This is a genomic window from Halomonas sp. Ps84H-12 (genome assembly GCF_024124725.1).
GTDB classification, from domain to species: Bacteria; Pseudomonadota; Gammaproteobacteria; order Pseudomonadales; family Halomonadaceae; genus Vreelandella; species Vreelandella aquamarina.
Genome location: NZ_JAMXSJ010000006.1, coordinates 109,666 through 126,210, shown reverse-complemented (window position 1 = coordinate 126,210; position 16,545 = coordinate 109,666). Strand labels below are relative to the sequence as shown.

The 16,545-nt window shown below is 53.4% G+C and carries 18 protein-coding genes; 12 read left to right on the top strand and 6 right to left on the bottom strand.

The features are described 5' to 3' along the window. Nucleotides 1-21: 21 nt before the first annotated feature. The 5 genes from fliJ to fliF are packed head-to-tail and all read right to left on the bottom strand — an operon-like array spanning nt 22 to nt 5,391. Nucleotides 22-474 (bottom strand): flagellar export protein FliJ, encoded by a 453-nt coding sequence (gene fliJ / locus NH344_RS04855; protein ID WP_044629578.1) that lies wholly within the window; start codon nt 472-474, stop codon nt 22-24. Further along, on the bottom strand, nt 475-1,863 hold the full coding sequence (gene fliI, locus NH344_RS04850) for a flagellar protein export ATPase FliI (protein ID WP_062360436.1): 1,389 nt from the start codon (nt 1,861-1,863) through the stop codon (nt 475-477). A gap of 4 nt (nt 1,864-1,867) precedes the next feature. Next, nucleotides 1,868-2,632, bottom strand: a complete 765-nt coding sequence (locus NH344_RS04845) for a flagellar assembly protein FliH (protein ID WP_062360438.1) — start codon at nt 2,630-2,632, stop codon at nt 1,868-1,870. Next, on the bottom strand, nt 2,625-3,629 hold the full coding sequence (gene fliG / locus NH344_RS04840) for a flagellar motor switch protein FliG (RefSeq protein ID WP_044629575.1): 1,005 nt from the start codon (nt 3,627-3,629) through the stop codon (nt 2,625-2,627). Before fliG ends, NH344_RS04845 begins: the two co-directional genes overlap by 8 nt. Further along, nucleotides 3,622-5,391 (bottom strand): flagellar basal-body MS-ring/collar protein FliF, encoded by a 1,770-nt coding sequence (gene fliF, locus NH344_RS04835; protein WP_058577006.1) that lies wholly within the window; start codon nt 5,389-5,391, stop codon nt 3,622-3,624. Before fliF ends, fliG begins: the two co-directional genes overlap by 8 nt. Before the next feature lie 257 nt (nt 5,392-5,648). Between fliF and fliE the strand changes: the two genes are divergently transcribed. Next, entirely contained in the window at nt 5,649-5,975 is a 327-nt protein-coding gene (gene fliE, locus NH344_RS04830) for a flagellar hook-basal body complex protein FliE (protein WP_044629573.1), read from the top strand. Between the two features lie 105 nt (nt 5,976-6,080). On the opposite strand, the gene NH344_RS04825 is transcribed toward fliE, so the two are convergent. Further along, nucleotides 6,081-6,440 (bottom strand): flagellar protein FlaG, encoded by a 360-nt coding sequence (locus tag NH344_RS04825; protein ID WP_052509943.1) that lies wholly within the window; start codon nt 6,438-6,440, stop codon nt 6,081-6,083. Nucleotides 6,441-6,706: 266 nt separating this feature from the next. Between NH344_RS04825 and NH344_RS04820 the strand changes: the two genes are divergently transcribed. The 11 genes from NH344_RS04820 to cheW all read left to right on the top strand — a co-directional run bounded on the left by NH344_RS04820 (nt 6,707) and on the right by cheW (nt 16,512). After that, nucleotides 6,707-8,398 (top strand): HD domain-containing phosphohydrolase, encoded by a 1,692-nt coding sequence (locus NH344_RS04820; RefSeq protein WP_230834970.1) that lies wholly within the window; start codon nt 6,707-6,709, stop codon nt 8,396-8,398. A 172-nt stretch (nt 8,399-8,570) separates the two neighbouring features. Beyond that, complete coding sequence (fliS, locus tag NH344_RS04815; protein ID WP_044629570.1) at nt 8,571-8,987, top strand: flagellar export chaperone FliS; 417 nt, start codon at nt 8,571-8,573, stop codon at nt 8,985-8,987. A gap of 7 nt (nt 8,988-8,994) precedes the next feature. After that, the gene (gene fliT / locus NH344_RS04810; protein ID WP_083026298.1) at nt 8,995-9,402 is read left to right on the top strand and encodes a flagellar protein FliT; all 408 of its coding nucleotides are present in this window, start codon (nt 8,995-8,997) and stop codon (nt 9,400-9,402) included. A 359-nt stretch (nt 9,403-9,761) separates the two neighbouring features. Further along, entirely contained in the window at nt 9,762-10,616 is an 855-nt protein-coding gene (locus NH344_RS04805; RefSeq protein WP_232068197.1) for a flagellar hook-length control protein FliK, read from the top strand. Next, nucleotides 10,600-10,893, top strand: coding sequence for an EscU/YscU/HrcU family type III secretion system export apparatus switch protein (locus NH344_RS04800; protein WP_062360447.1), 294 nt, complete (start codon nt 10,600-10,602; stop codon nt 10,891-10,893). Before NH344_RS04805 ends, NH344_RS04800 begins: the two co-directional genes overlap by 17 nt. Before the next feature lie 107 nt (nt 10,894-11,000). Then, entirely contained in the window at nt 11,001-11,333 is a 333-nt protein-coding gene (gene flhD / locus NH344_RS04795) for a flagellar transcriptional regulator FlhD (RefSeq protein WP_172515205.1), read from the top strand. Then, nucleotides 11,330-11,854 carry a flagellar transcriptional regulator FlhC gene (gene flhC / locus NH344_RS04790; RefSeq protein ID WP_044629565.1) on the top strand — a complete coding sequence of 175 codons (525 nt, stop codon included), beginning with the start codon at nt 11,330-11,332 and terminating at the stop codon, nt 11,852-11,854. Before flhD ends, flhC begins: the two co-directional genes overlap by 4 nt. Before the next feature lie 227 nt (nt 11,855-12,081). Next, a complete protein-coding gene (gene motA, locus NH344_RS04785) occupies nt 12,082-12,951 on the top strand; it encodes a flagellar motor stator protein MotA (protein ID WP_044629564.1) in 870 nt (289 codons plus the stop codon). Beyond that, nucleotides 12,948-13,868 (top strand): flagellar motor protein MotB, encoded by a 921-nt coding sequence (motB, locus tag NH344_RS04780; protein WP_253027591.1) that lies wholly within the window; start codon nt 12,948-12,950, stop codon nt 13,866-13,868. The genes motA and motB overlap by 4 nt, the downstream gene beginning before the upstream one ends. A 44-nt stretch (nt 13,869-13,912) precedes the next feature. Continuing rightward, nucleotides 13,913-16,015, top strand: coding sequence for a chemotaxis protein CheA (cheA, locus tag NH344_RS04775; RefSeq protein WP_044629562.1), 2,103 nt, complete (start codon nt 13,913-13,915; stop codon nt 16,013-16,015). Beyond that, nucleotides 16,012-16,512 (top strand): chemotaxis protein CheW, encoded by a 501-nt coding sequence (cheW, locus tag NH344_RS04770; protein ID WP_044629561.1) that lies wholly within the window; start codon nt 16,012-16,014, stop codon nt 16,510-16,512. Before cheA ends, cheW begins: the two co-directional genes overlap by 4 nt. Nucleotides 16,513-16,545: the final 33 nt, after the last annotated feature.

Below are 16,545 nucleotides of genomic sequence, written 5' to 3'. Positions count from 1 at the left end.
GATAGGCTTCCTGACCCGGCGCTAAAGTGGTTTATCAGACTGTTGGCGAGCTACACGACTAGTGACAAAGTCATCGGTTGCTTTTTGCTCGTAACGCGCTTGGCGGCGATGCTCTTCTAATAGCCTACGTGAGGCCAGTGTATCGTAAGAAGAGAGCTTGCGCTGCTCTTGTTGCCAATGCTGCTGGCTCTGTTGTACGCGTTTTTGCTGTGCAGTCAGTGCTTGCCTAGCACGCACTAGGGCGGCATCCAACGAGGCTAAGAACTGCTGATAATTATACATGGTAGCGGGGTCAATGCCGTCACGCATGGCGTGCTGCAAACGCTCCGCATACTCTACTCGGTAGCGGTTGAGTGACTGCAGCTGGGCTTCCGTTTGCTGTTGGGTTTGACGCTCTTGGGCCAGCAGTTTTCCTGCTTGGTCACGAGCATCACGGGCCAGGTCCGTCAGCATATCAAGCTGGTTATGACTCATTTAGCCTCCCACTACCGTGTGCAGGGCCTGGTAGGACTCCTCAAGCGTTGCACACTCGTCAATGTTCTGTTGAAGAAACCGCTCTAAGGCTGGGAAGCGATTCACCGCTTCATCCAGCCGCGGATCATGGCCTGGGCTGTAGGCCCCTACGCTGATCAGGTCGCGGTTACGCTGATAGCGTGAAAAAATCTGTTTAAAGGTACGCGCTTTTTGCTGCTGCTCCTGCGTCACGATGGCGGTCATTGCACGGCTGATAGAGGCTTCTATATCGATAGCAGGATAGTGCCCGGCTTCTGCCAGCGTCCGCGACAGGACGATATGACCATCCAAAATGGCCCTGGCGGAGTCAGCGATCGGGTCCTGCTGGTCATCGCCTTCTGTTAGCACGGTGTAGAACGCGGTAATGGAGCCACCGCCTCGCTCAGCATTGCCCGCCCGCTCTACCAAGCCGGGTAGCTTGGCAAAGACGGAGGGCGGATACCCTTTAGTGGCAGGGGGTTCGCCAATAGCTAACGCGATCTCCCGCTGTGCCATGGCATAGCGTGTTAGGGAGTCCATTATCAGCAGCACGTTGCGGCCAGAGTCCCGAAACCCTTCGGCGATACGTGTGGCATAAGCGGCCCCTTGCAAGCGTTGCAGCGGCGAGGTGTCCGCAGGGGCGGCGACAACAACAGCGCGTCGGCGCCCTTCTGGCCCCAAGATATTGTCAATAAAATCCTGTACTTCGCGACCACGCTCGCCAATCAAGCCCACCACGATCACATCGGCTTGGGTATAGCGCGCCATCATGCCCAGCAGAACCGATTTACCCACGCCGGAACCTGCGAATAGCCCCATGCGCTGGCCACGACCCACGCTGAGCAGTGCATTGATGGCGCGAATGCCAACATCGATTTGTGATTCGATGGGCGCACGTGACAGCGGATTGAGCGGCCGAGATTGGAGCGTCGTGCGGGGAGCTTCCTCCACGCCTTCACGATCATCGAGCGGATTGCCATTGCCATCCAAGACTCGCCCGAGTAGCTCGTCACCGATCGGGAAGCGGCGCGCACTGTGACCATTGCCATCGACCATGGGAGTGACGCGTGCGCCCGGCATCAAGCCAGAGATTTCTTCTAGCGGCATTAAAAACAGCTTTTCACCGGAGAAACCGACGACTTCAGCTTCTGCATGCTTGTGGCTATCGTTTAGCCGGCCATCTGCTCCTGGCAGTTCAATGTGGCAAGCGCTACCTACCGCCACTCGTAAGCCAACCACCTCAATCACCATGCCTGTCGCGCGCACAACCCGCCCACTGGTTCGGTAGTGGGGGAGTCGGCTCACACGCTGGCTGGTGCGCTGCAGTGCCTTACGCCAGCGGTGTTGGTGAGGGCAAGTGGAGTGATTCATCGCGTTACTCGGACGGCGTCGCGTTGTTGCTATGTCGTTTGCGCAGTTGTGCATTAATATTTTGCCAGCGGCTCTCAAACGTCGCGTCCAGTTCGCCTTGGGCACTGGTAACGCGGCAGCCGCCACGGGCCAACTGATCGTCGGGTTGCAGTACCCAGCCAGCAGCCTCTAGCTCGCCACCAAGATGCTCTTCAACCAAGGCGTGGTCGTTTGGGTTAAGCCATAAACGCTGTTTGCCGACTAACGGTGGCTCGGTATGCAGCAGCTCGCGAACGATGGACAAAATATGCTCAGGATGCTCAGTTAGCGCGTCTCCTGCTAGCTGTTTGCCTGTTGCCAGGGCAAGTTCAGCAAGATCATGGGCGATTGTGTCATCAAGACGCTCAAGGGCATCTGAAAACTGCTTTGCCAATGATCCTAGCGGTGCGACCGTTTGACGAATTTGCTCTTTAAGCTCTTCGGCTGCTTGGTCGCGTCCCTCGCTCAGGCCTTTAGTAAGGCCCTCTTCGTGCCCGCGTTTCAGGCCCGCTTGATAGCCTTCTTCTTCGGCTGCTTGGCGAAGTTGCTCATAAACCTCTTGCCGCTGTTTTTCCTCGCGTGCCCTTGCTTCTGCGGCGGCGCGTTGGGCAGCTTCCACTTTGCGCTGGTGAGCCGTGGGGCCTGAGGCATTTTGTGGAGATTTATCACTAGCAGGCGTTACCAGCTCATCCATTTGCCAGCGTCGCCACTCGCCGTGGCGATCAAATTCGGGCGAATGAGTATTAGACATACTCGTCGTCTCCGCCCGCCAGGACGATCTCTCCGGAATCCGCTAAGCGCCGCACAATTTGTAGAATCGCTTTCTGCTCGGTTTCCACTTGCGAGATGCGGATAGGGCCGCGGGCCTCCATGTCTTCGCGAACCAAGTCGGCAGCGCGCTGCGACATGTTGCGTAGGAATTTGTCCACCAGGGCATCTTGAGCGCCTTTGAGCGCCACCACCAACGAGTTGGTCTCCACTTCCTGAAGTACCATCTGAATCGCGCGGTTGTCCAGGTCGAGTAGGTTCTCGAATAGGAACATCTCGTCGATGATCTTCTGGGCAAGGTCTTCGCTGTGCGAGCGGACGGTTTCGATGGCCACCTCTTCCTGAGCAGAGTTCATCAAATTGAGGATCTCTGCTGCGGTTCTTACGCCGCCCATTTTGCTGCGCTTGAGGTTTTGGCCATCCAACATGCTGGTAAGCACTTCGGTAAGCTCCTGAAGCGCGGCTGGTTGCACGCCGCTAAAGGTGGCGATCCGAAGCACCACGTCGTTACGCAGTTTCTCTTCGAAGAGCTCGAGAATATCAGCAGCCTGATGGCGATCCAGGTGAACTAGGATGGTGGCGATGATCTGCGGATGCTCGTCGCGAATCAGCTCCGACACCATGGAGGCTTCCATCAGGTTGAGTGCATCAATACCTGAATTCTCGCCCGTGGTTTCGAGAATATCCTCAATTAGGCTAGTAGCTCGTTCACTGCCCAGCGCCTTAGTCAGTACTGAACGAATATGCTCACTAGAGTTAAGGTTAAGCGCCACGAACTCTTCGGTTTCTTGATGGAAGGCTTCTAGCACGGCTTTCATATCATCATGGGAGACTTGCTGAAGCCGTGTCATTTCCATACTGATCTCTTGCACTTCGCTGGCGCTAAGGAACTTAAAAACCTCAGCGGCGCTGTCTTCGTCCAGGGCCAGCAGAAGAATGGCGCTTTTACGCGCGCCACCCATTTCAGCAATGCTAGTCATTAGCGTTCATCCAGCTGCGAATAATCATCGCGACCATACGGGGGTCTTCTTGGGCCATTTCTCGCAGGTCGTTAAGATTGTGTTCGTAAAGCGACGTTTTGCGACGACGCTTGGGCTTGTTGCTATAGGTGGCCTCATCATCGCCCTCGCCTTCACCCTCGCTTTCCTGGTCATCTTCGTCGCTACCAACACGGGTGCTCAACGTGCTTCCAGGCACAGCAGCGGCCATTACGGGCGGCTGGGTGTAGCGCTTGATTAATGGGCGCAAAATCAGCAGGTAGAGTAGCAATGCGGCTAGCGCAACTAGTAAGTAGCGCCCCAAATTGGCAGCTATCGCTAGGTTGTCGGGATGTTGCCACCAGACCGGTTCGACGCGGGTATCATCATCGCCAGCGAAGGGGGTGTTAACCACTTCCACTTGATCGCCGCGCAGATCCGAAAACCCCATTGCTTGTTGCACCAAACGCTCAATTTGGGTGATCTCTTCATCGCTGAGCGCGACTTGTTCAACCTCGCCTTCTTCATTAGTGACGTCGCGAAAGTTAACAACAACAGCCGCTGAGAGGCGTTGTATCTGGCCAAGGCGGTGCTGAATATGCTCAATACTACGATCTACTTCGTAATTAACGACATCTTCTTGGCGCAGGTTGCGCAAAGCGCCTGGTTCGGTACCTGCATCGTCCGCAACATCACCCTCTTCCGGGTCTAGCTGGTTGATGGGGGAGGGAGCTACCCCGGGAGGAGTATTGCTTAACGCCCCAGGAATGCCGGTGGCCAATGGATCTTCGCCATCGTAAGAGAGGCTAAGCTGACGGCTGCGGACTGCTGATTCGTTAGGCGCTTGGTTTGGGCTGTAACGCTCGGAGGTTTGCTCGCGGCGTGAAAAATCGATCTGTGCCGCTACCTGGGCGCGAACATTGTTGCGGCCAACAATGGGCGAAAGAATGTTCTCAATACGCTGCTGATAGGAGCGCTCCACTTCGCTGATGTATGCTAACTGCGTACCATCCAGGTCATTACCCTGGGCGCTATTGGCAGTGAGTAGGCGGCCGTTCTGATCAACCACCGTCACATCTTCAGCAGCAAGCTCAGGCACACTGCTGGATACCATGTGCACAATGGCGCTAACTTGCCCCTCGCCAAGGACGCGACCTGGCAAGAGATTCAACACCACAGAGGCCTTGGCAGGTTCGCGGTCACGGATAAAGACGGACGGCTTTGCCATCGATAGGTGCACGCGCACACTTTCGACGGGGCCTAGTGATTCGATAGAGCGTGAAAGCTCGCCTTCCAGGCCACGCTGAAAGTTCACCTGCTCAGCAAATTGGCTAATCCCAAAAGCTTGGGTTTCCATAAGCTCTAGGCCAAGGTTGCCGCCGCGGGGCAAGCCTTGCTCGGCTAACTGGAGCCTGAGGGTATGCACCTGCTCGCCGGGCACCAGCAGTGCCTGGCCCCCCTGGCTAAACTGATAGGGTACGCCGCGGCTATCAAGCTCCGAAATAATTCGTCCACCATCCGCTTCGCTCAGGTTGCTGTAAAGCACACGGTACTCGGGGCTGCTAGCCCACATAAATAAAGCAGCCACAACGGCGATAGAGGCCGCTGCCGCAATCAATACAACCACTAACGGATTGCCGCGCAGCTGTTTCATGGTGCGCGCCAAGGCAGAGGGGTTGCTGGATTCGTTTTCCGCCGCTCCACTGCGAGAGGCGTTTGGTGTCGTGCTGTTTTGACGGCCTGCCGTAGCACCAGTTTCGCTCATGCGTCCCTCCAGAAGGGCAGGCAAAACGGGTGTCGGCCCAGGCGCATCACCAAAGAAGGCATAGGCTATATCCGTCAATCGCGGTTATCCGCTAAAAAAATGAAGCGGAATTGTGATGAACGCCATTATCCGGGGGTGTGTCGACCATAAATGAACGAAAAGCTTGGCTTTTTATACTCATTTGTACGTATGACGCTACTCCTACCAATGGTAGGCTTTTTGTACTAATTGATTTTCCGCAAAAATGAGGCCTGAGTATGAGTTCACCTTCTATACAGTCTGCGCTGCAACAGATGCAGGGGCTAGCGGCACAAGCGGCTCAGCCTATTAAAGGGGAGCATGTGGCAACCGCTGTTGGTCAAGGTGGCTTTGGAAGTGAGCTGCAGTCCTCTATACAGCGAATTAATCGGTTGCAGCAAGCGGCTAGTACCAAGGCGATGGCGTTTCAGGCAGGCGAGCCAAACATTGAGTTAAACGATGTGATGGTAGATATGCAAAAAGCCAGTGTGGCCTTTCAAATGGGCATGCAAGTGCGCAACCGCCTAGTAACTGCCTATCGTGATGTGATGAATATGCAGGTATAGGGGGCGTAAAGTAGTTATGCGGCTAGCTGGGTGGGTAGTGGGAAGGCGAACGCTTAGGCTGGTACGTTATCGCTTTTCAAGGCGCCCGCAGCGTTCGCTTGGTTTCTATGCTTTAAGAGAGATCAGTTTTCCTTGCAGTTCTTCTAGCCGCTCGGCCAGTAGCAGCACTTCTTCTGCTGGTATTTGACGTATGACGTCACCCGTTTCTCGATCAATGACCCTTGTAATGATGCGAGCCGATTGTTCGCTAATATCAAATTCCAACCCACGGGGACGCATGACATCGTTAATGCGCTGTATCGGTTCAACAAGCGCTTCTTTTGTGGCCTTATTGCCATCTGCTGCTGCTTCATCGCCGCTTGGGGTGACTGGAGGTAGGGGATCGATAGCGGGGCGCGTAGAGCGTTCCTGCGATAAAGCGGCTGTTATTGCTGGTGTGGCTGAGTCAATGGATAGTGGGCTCATGTACAACGTTCCTCTATTAAATAAGCCCGCCGGGGGGCTAGGCAACGTAACCGAGTAAAGGCATTGAGGCCGTTTACCGTCTGGTGATGAGCCTCTTTTTCAATCTATCGGCGCGTTTGTCACAAACTTTATCCTTTTACTATAGATGAAAAGAAAAGTGTTATGAGTCCTATGGCGGACATGCGGCTCGATAAAGGCTTCTGTTATGCTCTGCTGCTTTGTGATGAGCGTTAACGTATAACGCGTCTGGGGAAAGCGAGGCACGCATGGCAGTCCAACAAGATGAGTACGAGAGCGTCACTAGCCCATCGGTAATCAGCTCTCTTCTGAATACTATGATAGAGAGCGGTGGGGTGACTCTCTGCTTGGCCACTCCTGATGCGCGTCCAGAGCCAGTGGTCTTGATGGAGCAGCACGCGGGCGAAACGCTGGTAATGGATCTGTCATCGGTTGACTACCTGCTAAGTCGTTTACAGCAGGGAGAGCAATTTTTTTTGCGGGGTCAGTCACAGGGAAAAGTGGTGCGGACACCGCTGTTATCTTTGACGGAGACCCGTCGTTCTGGTGGTCGTTTTCTTTGTTGTAGTAATTACCCAAGTTCGGTTGAAGTGCTGCAACGACGCGAGTCATATCGTGCTGAATTGCGCATGGGAATGGTGGTGTCTGCACTGGTTGTTGGTGAGAGTGGTGAGAGTGCCCAGGGGGAGCTCCGTGACCTCTCCCAGGATGGGTGCCAGCTTGAGTTGCCACTAACAGCAAGCGGTATTTTGGCTGAAACGCAATACTCGCTCAAACTTGCGTTTACCTTTCCAAGCGGCACTTACTTTGAAGTGAATGGCGTTGCCCGCCATCAGAAAACTGATCCCGAGCGGCACATGCTACGCGTTGGCTTTCGCTTTGCAGGGTGCACTTCCGAGCAGGAACGGCAGATTTGGTATTTTGTCTGCGAGATTGAGCGTGAAGCGGCGCGCTATAAAAAGGAGGTGCAGGAGGAGCGGCAGCCATCGCCTCTGTTTGAGCAGCCGGGCAAACGCACTCCAGATACTGAGCACATAGGACGGCGCGATATACGCCGCTATGCCACACCGATGGCAAGGCGTTTGGTTAAGGTAGCTGCTTATCTTGATGCACAGTTGCTCATGCTTCAGCAAGGCAGTGATATTGATTCAAGGCAGCTCTCTCGTAATGCGGACCGCTTACTGATGCTGCATGAAGAAGATCGAGAGGGGCTGCTGTTTGCCACCCGCTGTTTGTCTTTAGAGCCGCTGCTGGTAAGGCACGGGATTGCTGTTGCAGTCCATTTGCTGGATTTAGTGGGAGCCAATATGCCGCGGGATGTGCGCAAGGCGATCGTTGCCAGTGGGCTGGTACATGATTTGGGTAAGGCGCTTATTCCTCAGGTCGTGTTCAAGGCGCCCAATTTTGAAGCGACACATCGGCAGGCATTAAGTGAGCATGTTTCCCTCTTGATGGCTCGGCTACATACCTGCCAATGGCTGTCTGCTACGGTGGCGCAAGCGGTCATTGGGGGGATCAACGAGCGGCTTGATGGTAGTGGCTATCCGGCAGGAATCACCGGGGATGATATTAACGAGTTGGCGAAAGCCAGTGCAGTGGTTGACGTTGTTGAGGCGATGCGGCGAGATCGCTCAGATCGCCCGGCCCGCACGGCGCAGCAAATTTACCGCCACTTGCTGGCTCACCCGCATCAGTTTGATCGCCGTTGGATGAGGCGTTATGTCGAACATTTCAAGGTCCTGCCGGTGGGGTCGTTAGCGCTTTTCTCTAGTGATCAGCTTGCCTGGATTTTGCGCCTTGATGATAGTGGGGCGCCAGCAGAGGTGGTGCTGGCCCAAGCAGCTGAGCCGCCAATGCGCGATAATTTAGGGAGTGTGTTGCGTGGCGATGTTTTTGAGCGACTAGGCAAGCCTGTCAGAGAAGTAGCGGTTTCTACATAGGACGCCGAATTCAGGCAAGCAGCTAAATTAAAAAGTAATCAGGCATTAAAGTCTGCTGTGGCTTCGCCGATATATTTAATAGCTGAGCATATATGCTCAACCTTGAATGATGAACAGCACGACTGGCTTTTTTTCCTAGCTGTTGTTACACCCTATAAAGGAGTGCCCACTAATGACCTACACTCGCGGTGGCACCGCTAACGGACGAGGCGCTAATGCTTATGCCCGTGTCGGTGTTGAAAGTGGTGTCATGTCAGCTGACCCTCACCAACTGATCGTGATGCTATTTGATGGCGCTCAGGCGGCAATCCGCGCAGCGCGAATTCACATGCAAGCTGGCAACCGAGCTGAAAAAGGCAAGTCAATTTCCAAAGCGTTGGATATTGTTAATAACGGTTTAGCGGCCGCCCTTGATCAAGAGCAAGGGGGTGTCATTGCAGAGAGGCTCGCCTCACTTTACGATTATATCGCCCGCTTGCTATTAACAGCTAACTTGCGAAACGACGAAGAGAGCCTCAACCAAGCTGAGCGGTTACTTGAGGATATCGCCTCAGCATGGCGTGAAATCGGTCAACAGCAGAGTGCGTGAGGCAGGCATGGCAGCTCCCGAAGCAGTTCGTGATATTTCTCAGCAAACGCTGCTCGATGCATATGAAAAGCTGTTGGTGCGTGTGAATGACATGCATGAGCTTGCAGATGCTGAACAGTGGGCCGAGTTGATCGAGCAACGCAGTAATTATGTGATGCTCGTAGAAGAGCTCCGTGAGCTGGATGCACACGTCACGCTTGACGCTGCAGGTAAGCAGCGTAAAACAGAGTTAATAGAACATATCTTAGAGCATGATGTGGAGATTCGTCGTCGCCTGGTGGCACGACGCGATGAGCTTGGCAGGCTGATTGGCGTCACCCAGCGCCAGCGGGACCTGCACCGAGCTTATGCTCCCCAGCAGGGAGCTTATAGCGCCTTTGATGTCGATGCTTCTCAGAATAAGGGGGCATCGTGAGTGGCATTACGCCGCTTATTGATACCCTCTTACATCAAGTGCTTGGGCGCCAGGGAGAGGTGTCCTCTCAGCGTGTATTAAATGCGCCAGTACAGCCAGTTTTACCGGGGGAGGGGCCACGTGCCTTGCAAGGCGATGCAGGGTTGGATGGCCGTCCGCTTGCTCCCCTGCTTGGTGACCTAAAGCGGTTGCCAGGTGCGTCTGAGGGGGCGCGTCAGTCTCAGCCTGGAAGTCCTCCCACTGGTAATGGCGCACCCACCTCAACACAGACACACTTCAGCCCTGCGGCTCGCACGATTGCGGATGTATTGCTGCGTTTCCCGGCACCTCCAGCGGTAATGAAGCCTCAGGCCCCGCTTATGTCGGCTCAAGACGCACCATCGGCGCAAGTGCTGGCAAGTCGTTTAGAAGCAAGCATCCGCGATAGTGGATTATTTTATGAGTCCCACCTGAAGCGTTGGTTTCAAGGTGAAACTCCACGCCAGCAACTACTGCGTGAACCACAAATGCAACCTGGGCCTCGCCCGACTGCTCCTTTTTTACCAAATTTTGCTTCTTCGGTATTAGCCACAACCCCCTCAATAGCCGCTTTACGCTCAAGCGCCACCCCCGGTATTTTGCCCAATACACCCCTAGTGCCTATGAATGGCGATAATAAACTGCTCTTAGAGCGCCCTGTTGTCATGCTCCCAGCCTCGACTTCGCCGACGCCAGCTGCTGCGGAGCGTCGAGAGATTAATCCAGCCTCGTTGACATTGCCGGCTGCCAGCGAGCCGGAAGCGCTTAGCCGTGGCTCACGAGAGGTCGTTCATGAGAGCTTACAGGGGTTGGTGCGTCAGCAGTTGGAGATGTTGGTGATGCCAACGCTCCGCTGGGAAGGTGATGTGTGGGCTGGGATTTTTATGGCGTTAGTGATCAACCTGCCTGGGCGTGAAGGGGGGCAAGGAGGTTCATCGGAAGAGGAGGGTGCGGAGGAGAGTTGGCGCTCCGAAATGCAGCTTGATGTGCCTAACTTAGGTAGCTTCAGCGTTGCACTATGGCTTCATCAAAAGACGCTGAGTATTGATTTGACCACTGATAATGCTGGCACGCATCAGCGTCTTGAGGAAGGGGTTAGCTCATTGGAGCAGCGTTTAAACGCCCTTGATTTTCATAAAGTTCAGATCAAGGCTAGGTATGTAACATTGGAGCGCCATCATGATGACAGCGGGTGATCGGCGACGGCAAGCGGTTGCGCTTGCGTATCAAGAAGGGGAGCAGGCTCCACGTGTAGTAGCCAAAGGGTATGGTGAGCTGGCTGAGCGAATTATGGCCGAAGCCCAACGCCAGGGTATTTATGTTCACGATGCACCAGAGCTTGTGGCGCTGCTCATGCAGTTAGATTTGGATGCCGAGATCCCGGCGAGCTTATATCAAGTGGTCGCTGAGCTGCTTGTTTGGGTGTTTGAGCTATCTGAGAATGGGATAAGTCATCGTGAAACGCTCAAGTAGCCAATATAGGCGTTGTATGCAACCATGGTGCTGGGTAAAGAAAAAAGTCATCAATGGCGCCAGTATAACGGTCACAATGTCGCGCCTGTGTCGTTCGATGGGACACCATGAGTCAAACAAGCTTTCTCGATGAAATTCAAGAAATTAACTTAACGTACTTGCTTCTTGCTCAGCGTTTGCTGAGCGAGGATCGCGAAGCAGCTATGTTTCGCCTGAAAATAGACAGCGAACTTGCCGATTTATTGGTATCACTGAATGCCTGGCAACTCACTAAGCTGGCGCGCAGCAACCAGTTAGTCTGCCGATTTAGCCATTCGAGTGGGCGACGTTTGCGCGAAATTTTAGAAAACCCCAGAGATCAAGGGTTATCTGGGTTACATGCATCACTGCTTTCGGCTTGTGAGCCCTTGGAGTCTTTGTCGTCGGGAGAGTCGGAGTGAGCCAGAAGAGCTTGGTTGATGAGATGCACCAAGTGCAGCTGGCCATTGAGCTGATTGAGTTGGGTGCACGGCTACAGGTGCTGGAGACAGAAACAGAGCTTAGCCGTACCCGGTTGATTAAGCTCTACAAGGAAGTGCGTGGTATGTCTCCACCGAAAGGGATGCTGCCATTCTCTGCGGATTGGTTCGTCACTTGGCTGCCCAACGTGCACTCCTCGTTCTTCTACAACATTTATGTCGGGCTGCTGAAAGGGGCTGGCTGCGAGCGTATAGACGCGTTTGTTAAAGCTTATCGTTTGTACGAGGAGCAGATTTCACTGGAAGGCGTGGAGCCGGTGCTGGGGCTTACTCGTGCTTGGACGTTGGTGCGCTTTTTTGAAAGTGATTTGTTGCAGCTAACGACTTGTACAAGATGTGAAGGTCGCTTTGTTGCCCATGCTCATAGTCCGACACATGATTATGTGTGTGGTATTTGTCAGCCGCCTTCGCGTGCAGGGAAAACCCGTAAAGCACAGCGTTGAACGTATAAAATTGTCACGCTACTAGCAGCAGGGTTATAGAACGAATACACGACCTCTTTAACGTTTAGATAGCGGTAAAAGACGCTGGTAATTTCTCATTAAACATTGCATGCGCCTTAGTATGATATTGCTAAGTTGCACTTGGGGTGGAGCTGCTCATGCCTTCTTGGTGAAGAAATGGGTGTGGCTTCGTCGATAAAAAAACTGATATCGCAAGGACACTGCTTGTGCTGATTCCCTTAGGTTATGTCGTCGTACTGCTATCTGTATTTGGCGGGTATGTGTTAGCAGGTGGTAGCTTGGGGCCGCTGTATCAGCCCACGGAGTTGCTCATGATTGGCGGCGCAGGGGTCGGTGCTTTTATTGCTGCCAATAATGGCAAAGCCATTAAAGCTACTTTTAAGATACTGCCCAAGCTCAAGCGAACCAAAAAATATAATAAAGCGCTGTACATGGAGCTAATGGCATTGCAGTACAAGATTCTTTCCAAGGTGCGCCGTGAGGGCATGCTAGGGATTGAGCGCGATATCGATAACCCTCAAGAGAGTCCTTTATTTCAAGAGCACCCAGCCGTGCTGGCGGACCCACACATCATGGATTTCTTAACTGACTATTTGCGCCTCATGGTCAGTGGCGGCATGGAGCCAATGGAAATTGATGAGCTTATGCTGCATGAAATCGAGGCATTCGAACAGGAAGCTCATATTCCAGTTGATGCGATCTCTAAAGTGGGGGATGCGATGCCTGCATTCGGTATCGTTGCTGCTGTTATGGGGGTAATTAAGGCTTTGACCTACGCTGATGCCACACCCGCTCAGATGGGTGAAATGATTGCGCTAGCGCTAGTAGGTACCTTTTTAGGCATTTTGTTGGGGTACGGGTTTATAAGTCCAGTGGCCAGCTACGCCGAGCGACAAGCAAAAGAAGCAGAAAAAATGTTGCAGTGTATCCGCGTCACCTTACTAGCAAGCTTGCACGGTTATGCGCCTCAATTAGCTGTTGAGTTTGGTCGCAAGGCACTGCATACCGCAGAGCGTCCCAGTTTCACTGAGCTTGAAGAGTACGTTCGTGACGCCAAAAAAGGCGGTAGTGCATGAGTAAGGGTGGGGATAAGCGTCCGATCATTATTCGGCGTAAAAAAGTCGTCCATGCTCACCACGGGGGAGCTTGGAAGATTGCCCTAGCGGATTTTATGACCGCGTTGATGGCGCTATTCCTAGTGATGTGGATTTTGAGTGTCTCCAGCGAAGAGACCCGCCGAGGTGTGGCGGAGTATTTCAGTACGCCCCTGGTTACTGCAATTACAGGCGGCGACATGTCAGGTAGTACCAGCGTGATTCCTGGTGGTGGCCCTGATCCTACTCATAGTGATGGTGAACGCGTTCGTATTGATGTAATGCAGCATACACGCCCTAGTGCTCAAGAGCGGCGCTTCTTTAATGATTTGCAGGAGCGCATTGAACGTGTGATTGAGCGTGACCCGGAGCTGCGTGAGCTGCGCAACCAAATGCGTTTTGATCTAACCCGTGAAGGGTTACGGATCCAACTCTTGGATACCGAACAGCGACCCATGTTTGAGCTTGGTAGTGATCAGGTCGCTCCCTATATGCGTAGTTTGCTACGCACCATAGCTCCTCTTCTCAATGAGTTGCCTAACGATTTAAGTATTAGTGGGCATACTGATAGTGTGCCGTATGCTGGAGGATATCGTGGCTACAGCAACTGGGAGCTCTCAAATGATCGAGCGAACGCCTCGCGCCGAGAGCTTGTTGCCGGCGGGCTTGATCCAGATCAATTGTTGCGCGTATCGGGCTTTGCTGATCGTGTGTTGTTGGCTGACACTGCGCCAACCGATCCGATCAATCGGCGTATTGAGTTGGTTGTGTTGTTACCTGAAATTGCCGAAGCCATTCGTAACCCTGGTGTTCTAGCGCCTGATGCTCAGTTTTCTGAGGAAGAGGTGCCGAAAGAGCTAGTGCCACAAAACACCCCACAAGCCAACGACGACCAGTAAGCGCGGCTTGTCACAAAAAATATGACGTTCACGTGGAGCGGTGCATGGATATAGCGGATTTTTTTGACACCTTTTTTGAAGAGGCTGAAGAGCTGCTCGCTGATATGGAGCAGCACTTATTGGAACTGGATGTCGATGATCCGGATAGCGAGCAGTTGAACGCTATCTTCCGCGCAGCCCACTCTATCAAAGGTGGCGCAGGAACCTTCGGTTTTAGCGTGCTACAAAAAACCACGCATATTTTCGAAAACCTGCTGGATCACGCGCGCAAAGGGGAACTCACCCTGCGTGCTGACCTCGTGGATACCTTTTTAGAGGCCAAAGACATCATGCACGAGCAACTCGATGCCTATCGCAACGAGGAAGAACCCAATCAAGAAGCGTATGAGCGTATCTGCCAAACGCTGCAGCAAATTGCCCTCGAAGAGATTGGCAAAACACTTGATGCCCCTGCGGAGGCACCGGCCCCTCAAAAATCAGCGCCTGCAGAGGACGACAAAGAAGCATCGGCAGCCGCTAGCTCCAGCGAGCACACCCTCAAAGTGGTGCTTCTCAATGTGGGCGATAAAGATCGTGGGCTGCTGGTAGAAGAGTTAGAGCAGCTAGGCGATATTCAATCCCAGTCGGGGGATGAAAAGCGCTATGAGGTCACCCTAAAAGGGGGCGTCAGCGCCGATGATATTGAAGCCGTAATGTGCTTCATTATTGAGCCAGAACAAATTGAAATCACCACGGTAGCTGTGGAGGAGGCTGCTTCGGCAGCAGAGCCCGCAACACCTGTACCCAGCACACCGGCTGAGCCCTCTGCGTCAGAAGAGAAGCCAGCCGCGCCAGTGGCCGAAAAAGCACACGCCAGCAAGTCGCCTGCTAGCAGTAAACCAGGTAAAGCGGCTCCGAAAAAGGCAGCAGCAGAGTCCTCCTCTATTCGGGTGTCCGTGGATAAGGTCGACCAGATTATTAACTTGGTGGGCGAGCTGATCATCACTCAGTCGATGCTGGACCAAACAGTGAGTGATCTTGGTGACCAGTCGGTCGGCAACAGTTCGCTACAGAATGGCATGAGCCTATTGCAGCGTAATGCCCGCGATCTTCAGGAAGCGGTCATGTCGATTCGCATGATCCCCATGGAGTTCGTATTTAGCCGTTTTCCGCGTGTAGTGCGTGATACCGCTGGCAAACTAGGCAAAGAGATTGAACTGATCACCGAAGGTAAATCCACAGAGCTTGATAAAAGCTTGGTCGAGCGTATCACCGACCCGCTAACGCACTTGGTGCGTAATAGTCTGGACCACGGTGTTGAAATGCCCGACGAGCGTGAAGCCCTGGGCAAGCCGCGTACGGGTAAGTTAGTTCTGTCTGCCCGGCATCAAGGTGGCAATATTTTGATTGAAGTGCGTGATGACGGCGCCGGAATGGATCGTGAACGCCTGCTAGCGAAAGCCCGTGAGAATGGTCTTAACGTCTCCGATACCATGTCGGATGAAGATGTTTTTCAGCTGATTTTTGCCCCCGGTTTCTCGACTGCTAAAGAGGTTACCGATGTCTCTGGACGTGGCGTGGGCATGGATGTTGTCAAACGGAATATTCAAGGCATGGGCGGCCGGGTTGAGATCCAGTCGAAAAAAGGTGAAGGCACTAATACACGTATCGTGCTGCCGCTAACTCTGGCAATTCTCGACGGTATGTCGATTAAAGTCGGAAAGGAAACCTTTATTCTGCCCCTGTCTACCGTACTTGAGTCACTGCAGCCCGCCAAAGGCGATATGTATGCCATGGCAGGGGACGACGTGGTACTAAAAGTACGCGATGAGTACCTGCCCGTAATAGCCATTCATGAAGTGCTCGATGTGGAGAACGCCATTACGGACCCCACTAAGAGCATCGCTGTAATTGTGCAGGGCGAAGGGCGTCGCTATGCCATGCTGGTCGATGAATTGATTGGCCAGCAACAGGTCGTGGTTAAAAACCTCGAAGATAATTACCGCAAAGTGCCCGGGGTATCGGCCGCTACCATCTTGGGAGATGGCAGTGTTGCGTTAATTCTGGATATCACAGGCTTGCATCGCTTAAGCCGTGCCAAAAAAGAAGCAGGAAAAGCCGCTAACCAACCATATCTCTCTTATTACAAGGAGGCTGAGCCGTCATGAGTCAAGCATCTAATGAGGCGGTGCTAGCCGCAGCAGAAGCGGAAAATCGCGAGTTCCTGGTGTTCTCTTTAGGTGATGAAGAGTACGCCATTGATATCTTAAAGGTTCAGGAAATTCGTGGTTACGAAAACGTCACACGTATTGCGAATGCACCCGACTTCATTAAGGGAGTAACGAACCTGCGTGGCGTGATTGTGCCGATTGTGGATCTGCGCATTAAGTTTCACCTGGATAACGTTGAGTACGGTGGCCAAACTGTGGTGATCGTCGTCAACGTGGCAGATCGTATCGTAGGTATCGTGGTAGATGGCGTTTCTGACGTAATGACCTTGACGCCGGATCAAATCAAGCCTGCGCCAGAGTTTGGCGTAACGCTCTCCTCTGATTTCCTAAGTGGCCTCGGTAGCCTGGATGACCGAATGCTGGTGCTGGTCGATATCGATAAGCTGCTGACGAGCGAAGAGATGGCGCTGGTAGATAGCACCAGTAACCGCTAACGACCTGCCACGGGGCACAGGGAGACGTGCCCA

What these genes read in the sequence shown, in the direction of transcription:
- NH344_RS04845 (WP_062360438.1), bottom strand. Translation starts at nt 2,632, where the DNA reads ATGTCTAATACTCATTCGCCCGAATTTGATCGCCACGGCGAGTGGCGA.
- cheA (WP_044629562.1), top strand. Translation starts at nt 13,913, where the DNA reads ATGGATATAGCGGATTTTTTTGACACCTTTTTTGAAGAGGCTGAAGAG.
- cheW (WP_044629561.1), top strand. Translation starts at nt 16,012, where the DNA reads ATGAGTCAAGCATCTAATGAGGCGGTGCTAGCCGCAGCAGAAGCGGAA.
- fliT (WP_083026298.1), top strand. Translation starts at nt 8,995, where the DNA reads ATGGCAGCTCCCGAAGCAGTTCGTGATATTTCTCAGCAAACGCTGCTC.
- fliG (WP_044629575.1), bottom strand. Translation starts at nt 3,629, where the DNA reads ATGACTAGCATTGCTGAAATGGGTGGCGCGCGTAAAAGCGCCATTCTT.
- NH344_RS04800 (WP_062360447.1), top strand. Translation starts at nt 10,600, where the DNA reads ATGATGACAGCGGGTGATCGGCGACGGCAAGCGGTTGCGCTTGCGTAT.
- motB (WP_253027591.1), top strand. Translation starts at nt 12,948, where the DNA reads ATGAGTAAGGGTGGGGATAAGCGTCCGATCATTATTCGGCGTAAAAAA.
- fliE (WP_044629573.1), top strand. Translation starts at nt 5,649, where the DNA reads ATGAGTTCACCTTCTATACAGTCTGCGCTGCAACAGATGCAGGGGCTA.
- fliF (WP_058577006.1), bottom strand. Translation starts at nt 5,391, where the DNA reads ATGAGCGAAACTGGTGCTACGGCAGGCCGTCAAAACAGCACGACACCA.
- NH344_RS04825 (WP_052509943.1), bottom strand. Translation starts at nt 6,440, where the DNA reads ATGAGCCCACTATCCATTGACTCAGCCACACCAGCAATAACAGCCGCT.
- NH344_RS04805 (WP_232068197.1), top strand. Translation starts at nt 9,762, where the DNA reads ATGTCGGCTCAAGACGCACCATCGGCGCAAGTGCTGGCAAGTCGTTTA.
- fliI (WP_062360436.1), bottom strand. Translation starts at nt 1,863, where the DNA reads ATGAATCACTCCACTTGCCCTCACCAACACCGCTGGCGTAAGGCACTG.
- fliS (WP_044629570.1), top strand. Translation starts at nt 8,571, where the DNA reads ATGACCTACACTCGCGGTGGCACCGCTAACGGACGAGGCGCTAATGCT.
- NH344_RS04820 (WP_230834970.1), top strand. Translation starts at nt 6,707, where the DNA reads ATGGCAGTCCAACAAGATGAGTACGAGAGCGTCACTAGCCCATCGGTA.
- fliJ (WP_044629578.1), bottom strand. Translation starts at nt 474, where the DNA reads ATGAGTCATAACCAGCTTGATATGCTGACGGACCTGGCCCGTGATGCT.
- flhD (WP_172515205.1), top strand. Translation starts at nt 11,001, where the DNA reads ATGAGTCAAACAAGCTTTCTCGATGAAATTCAAGAAATTAACTTAACG.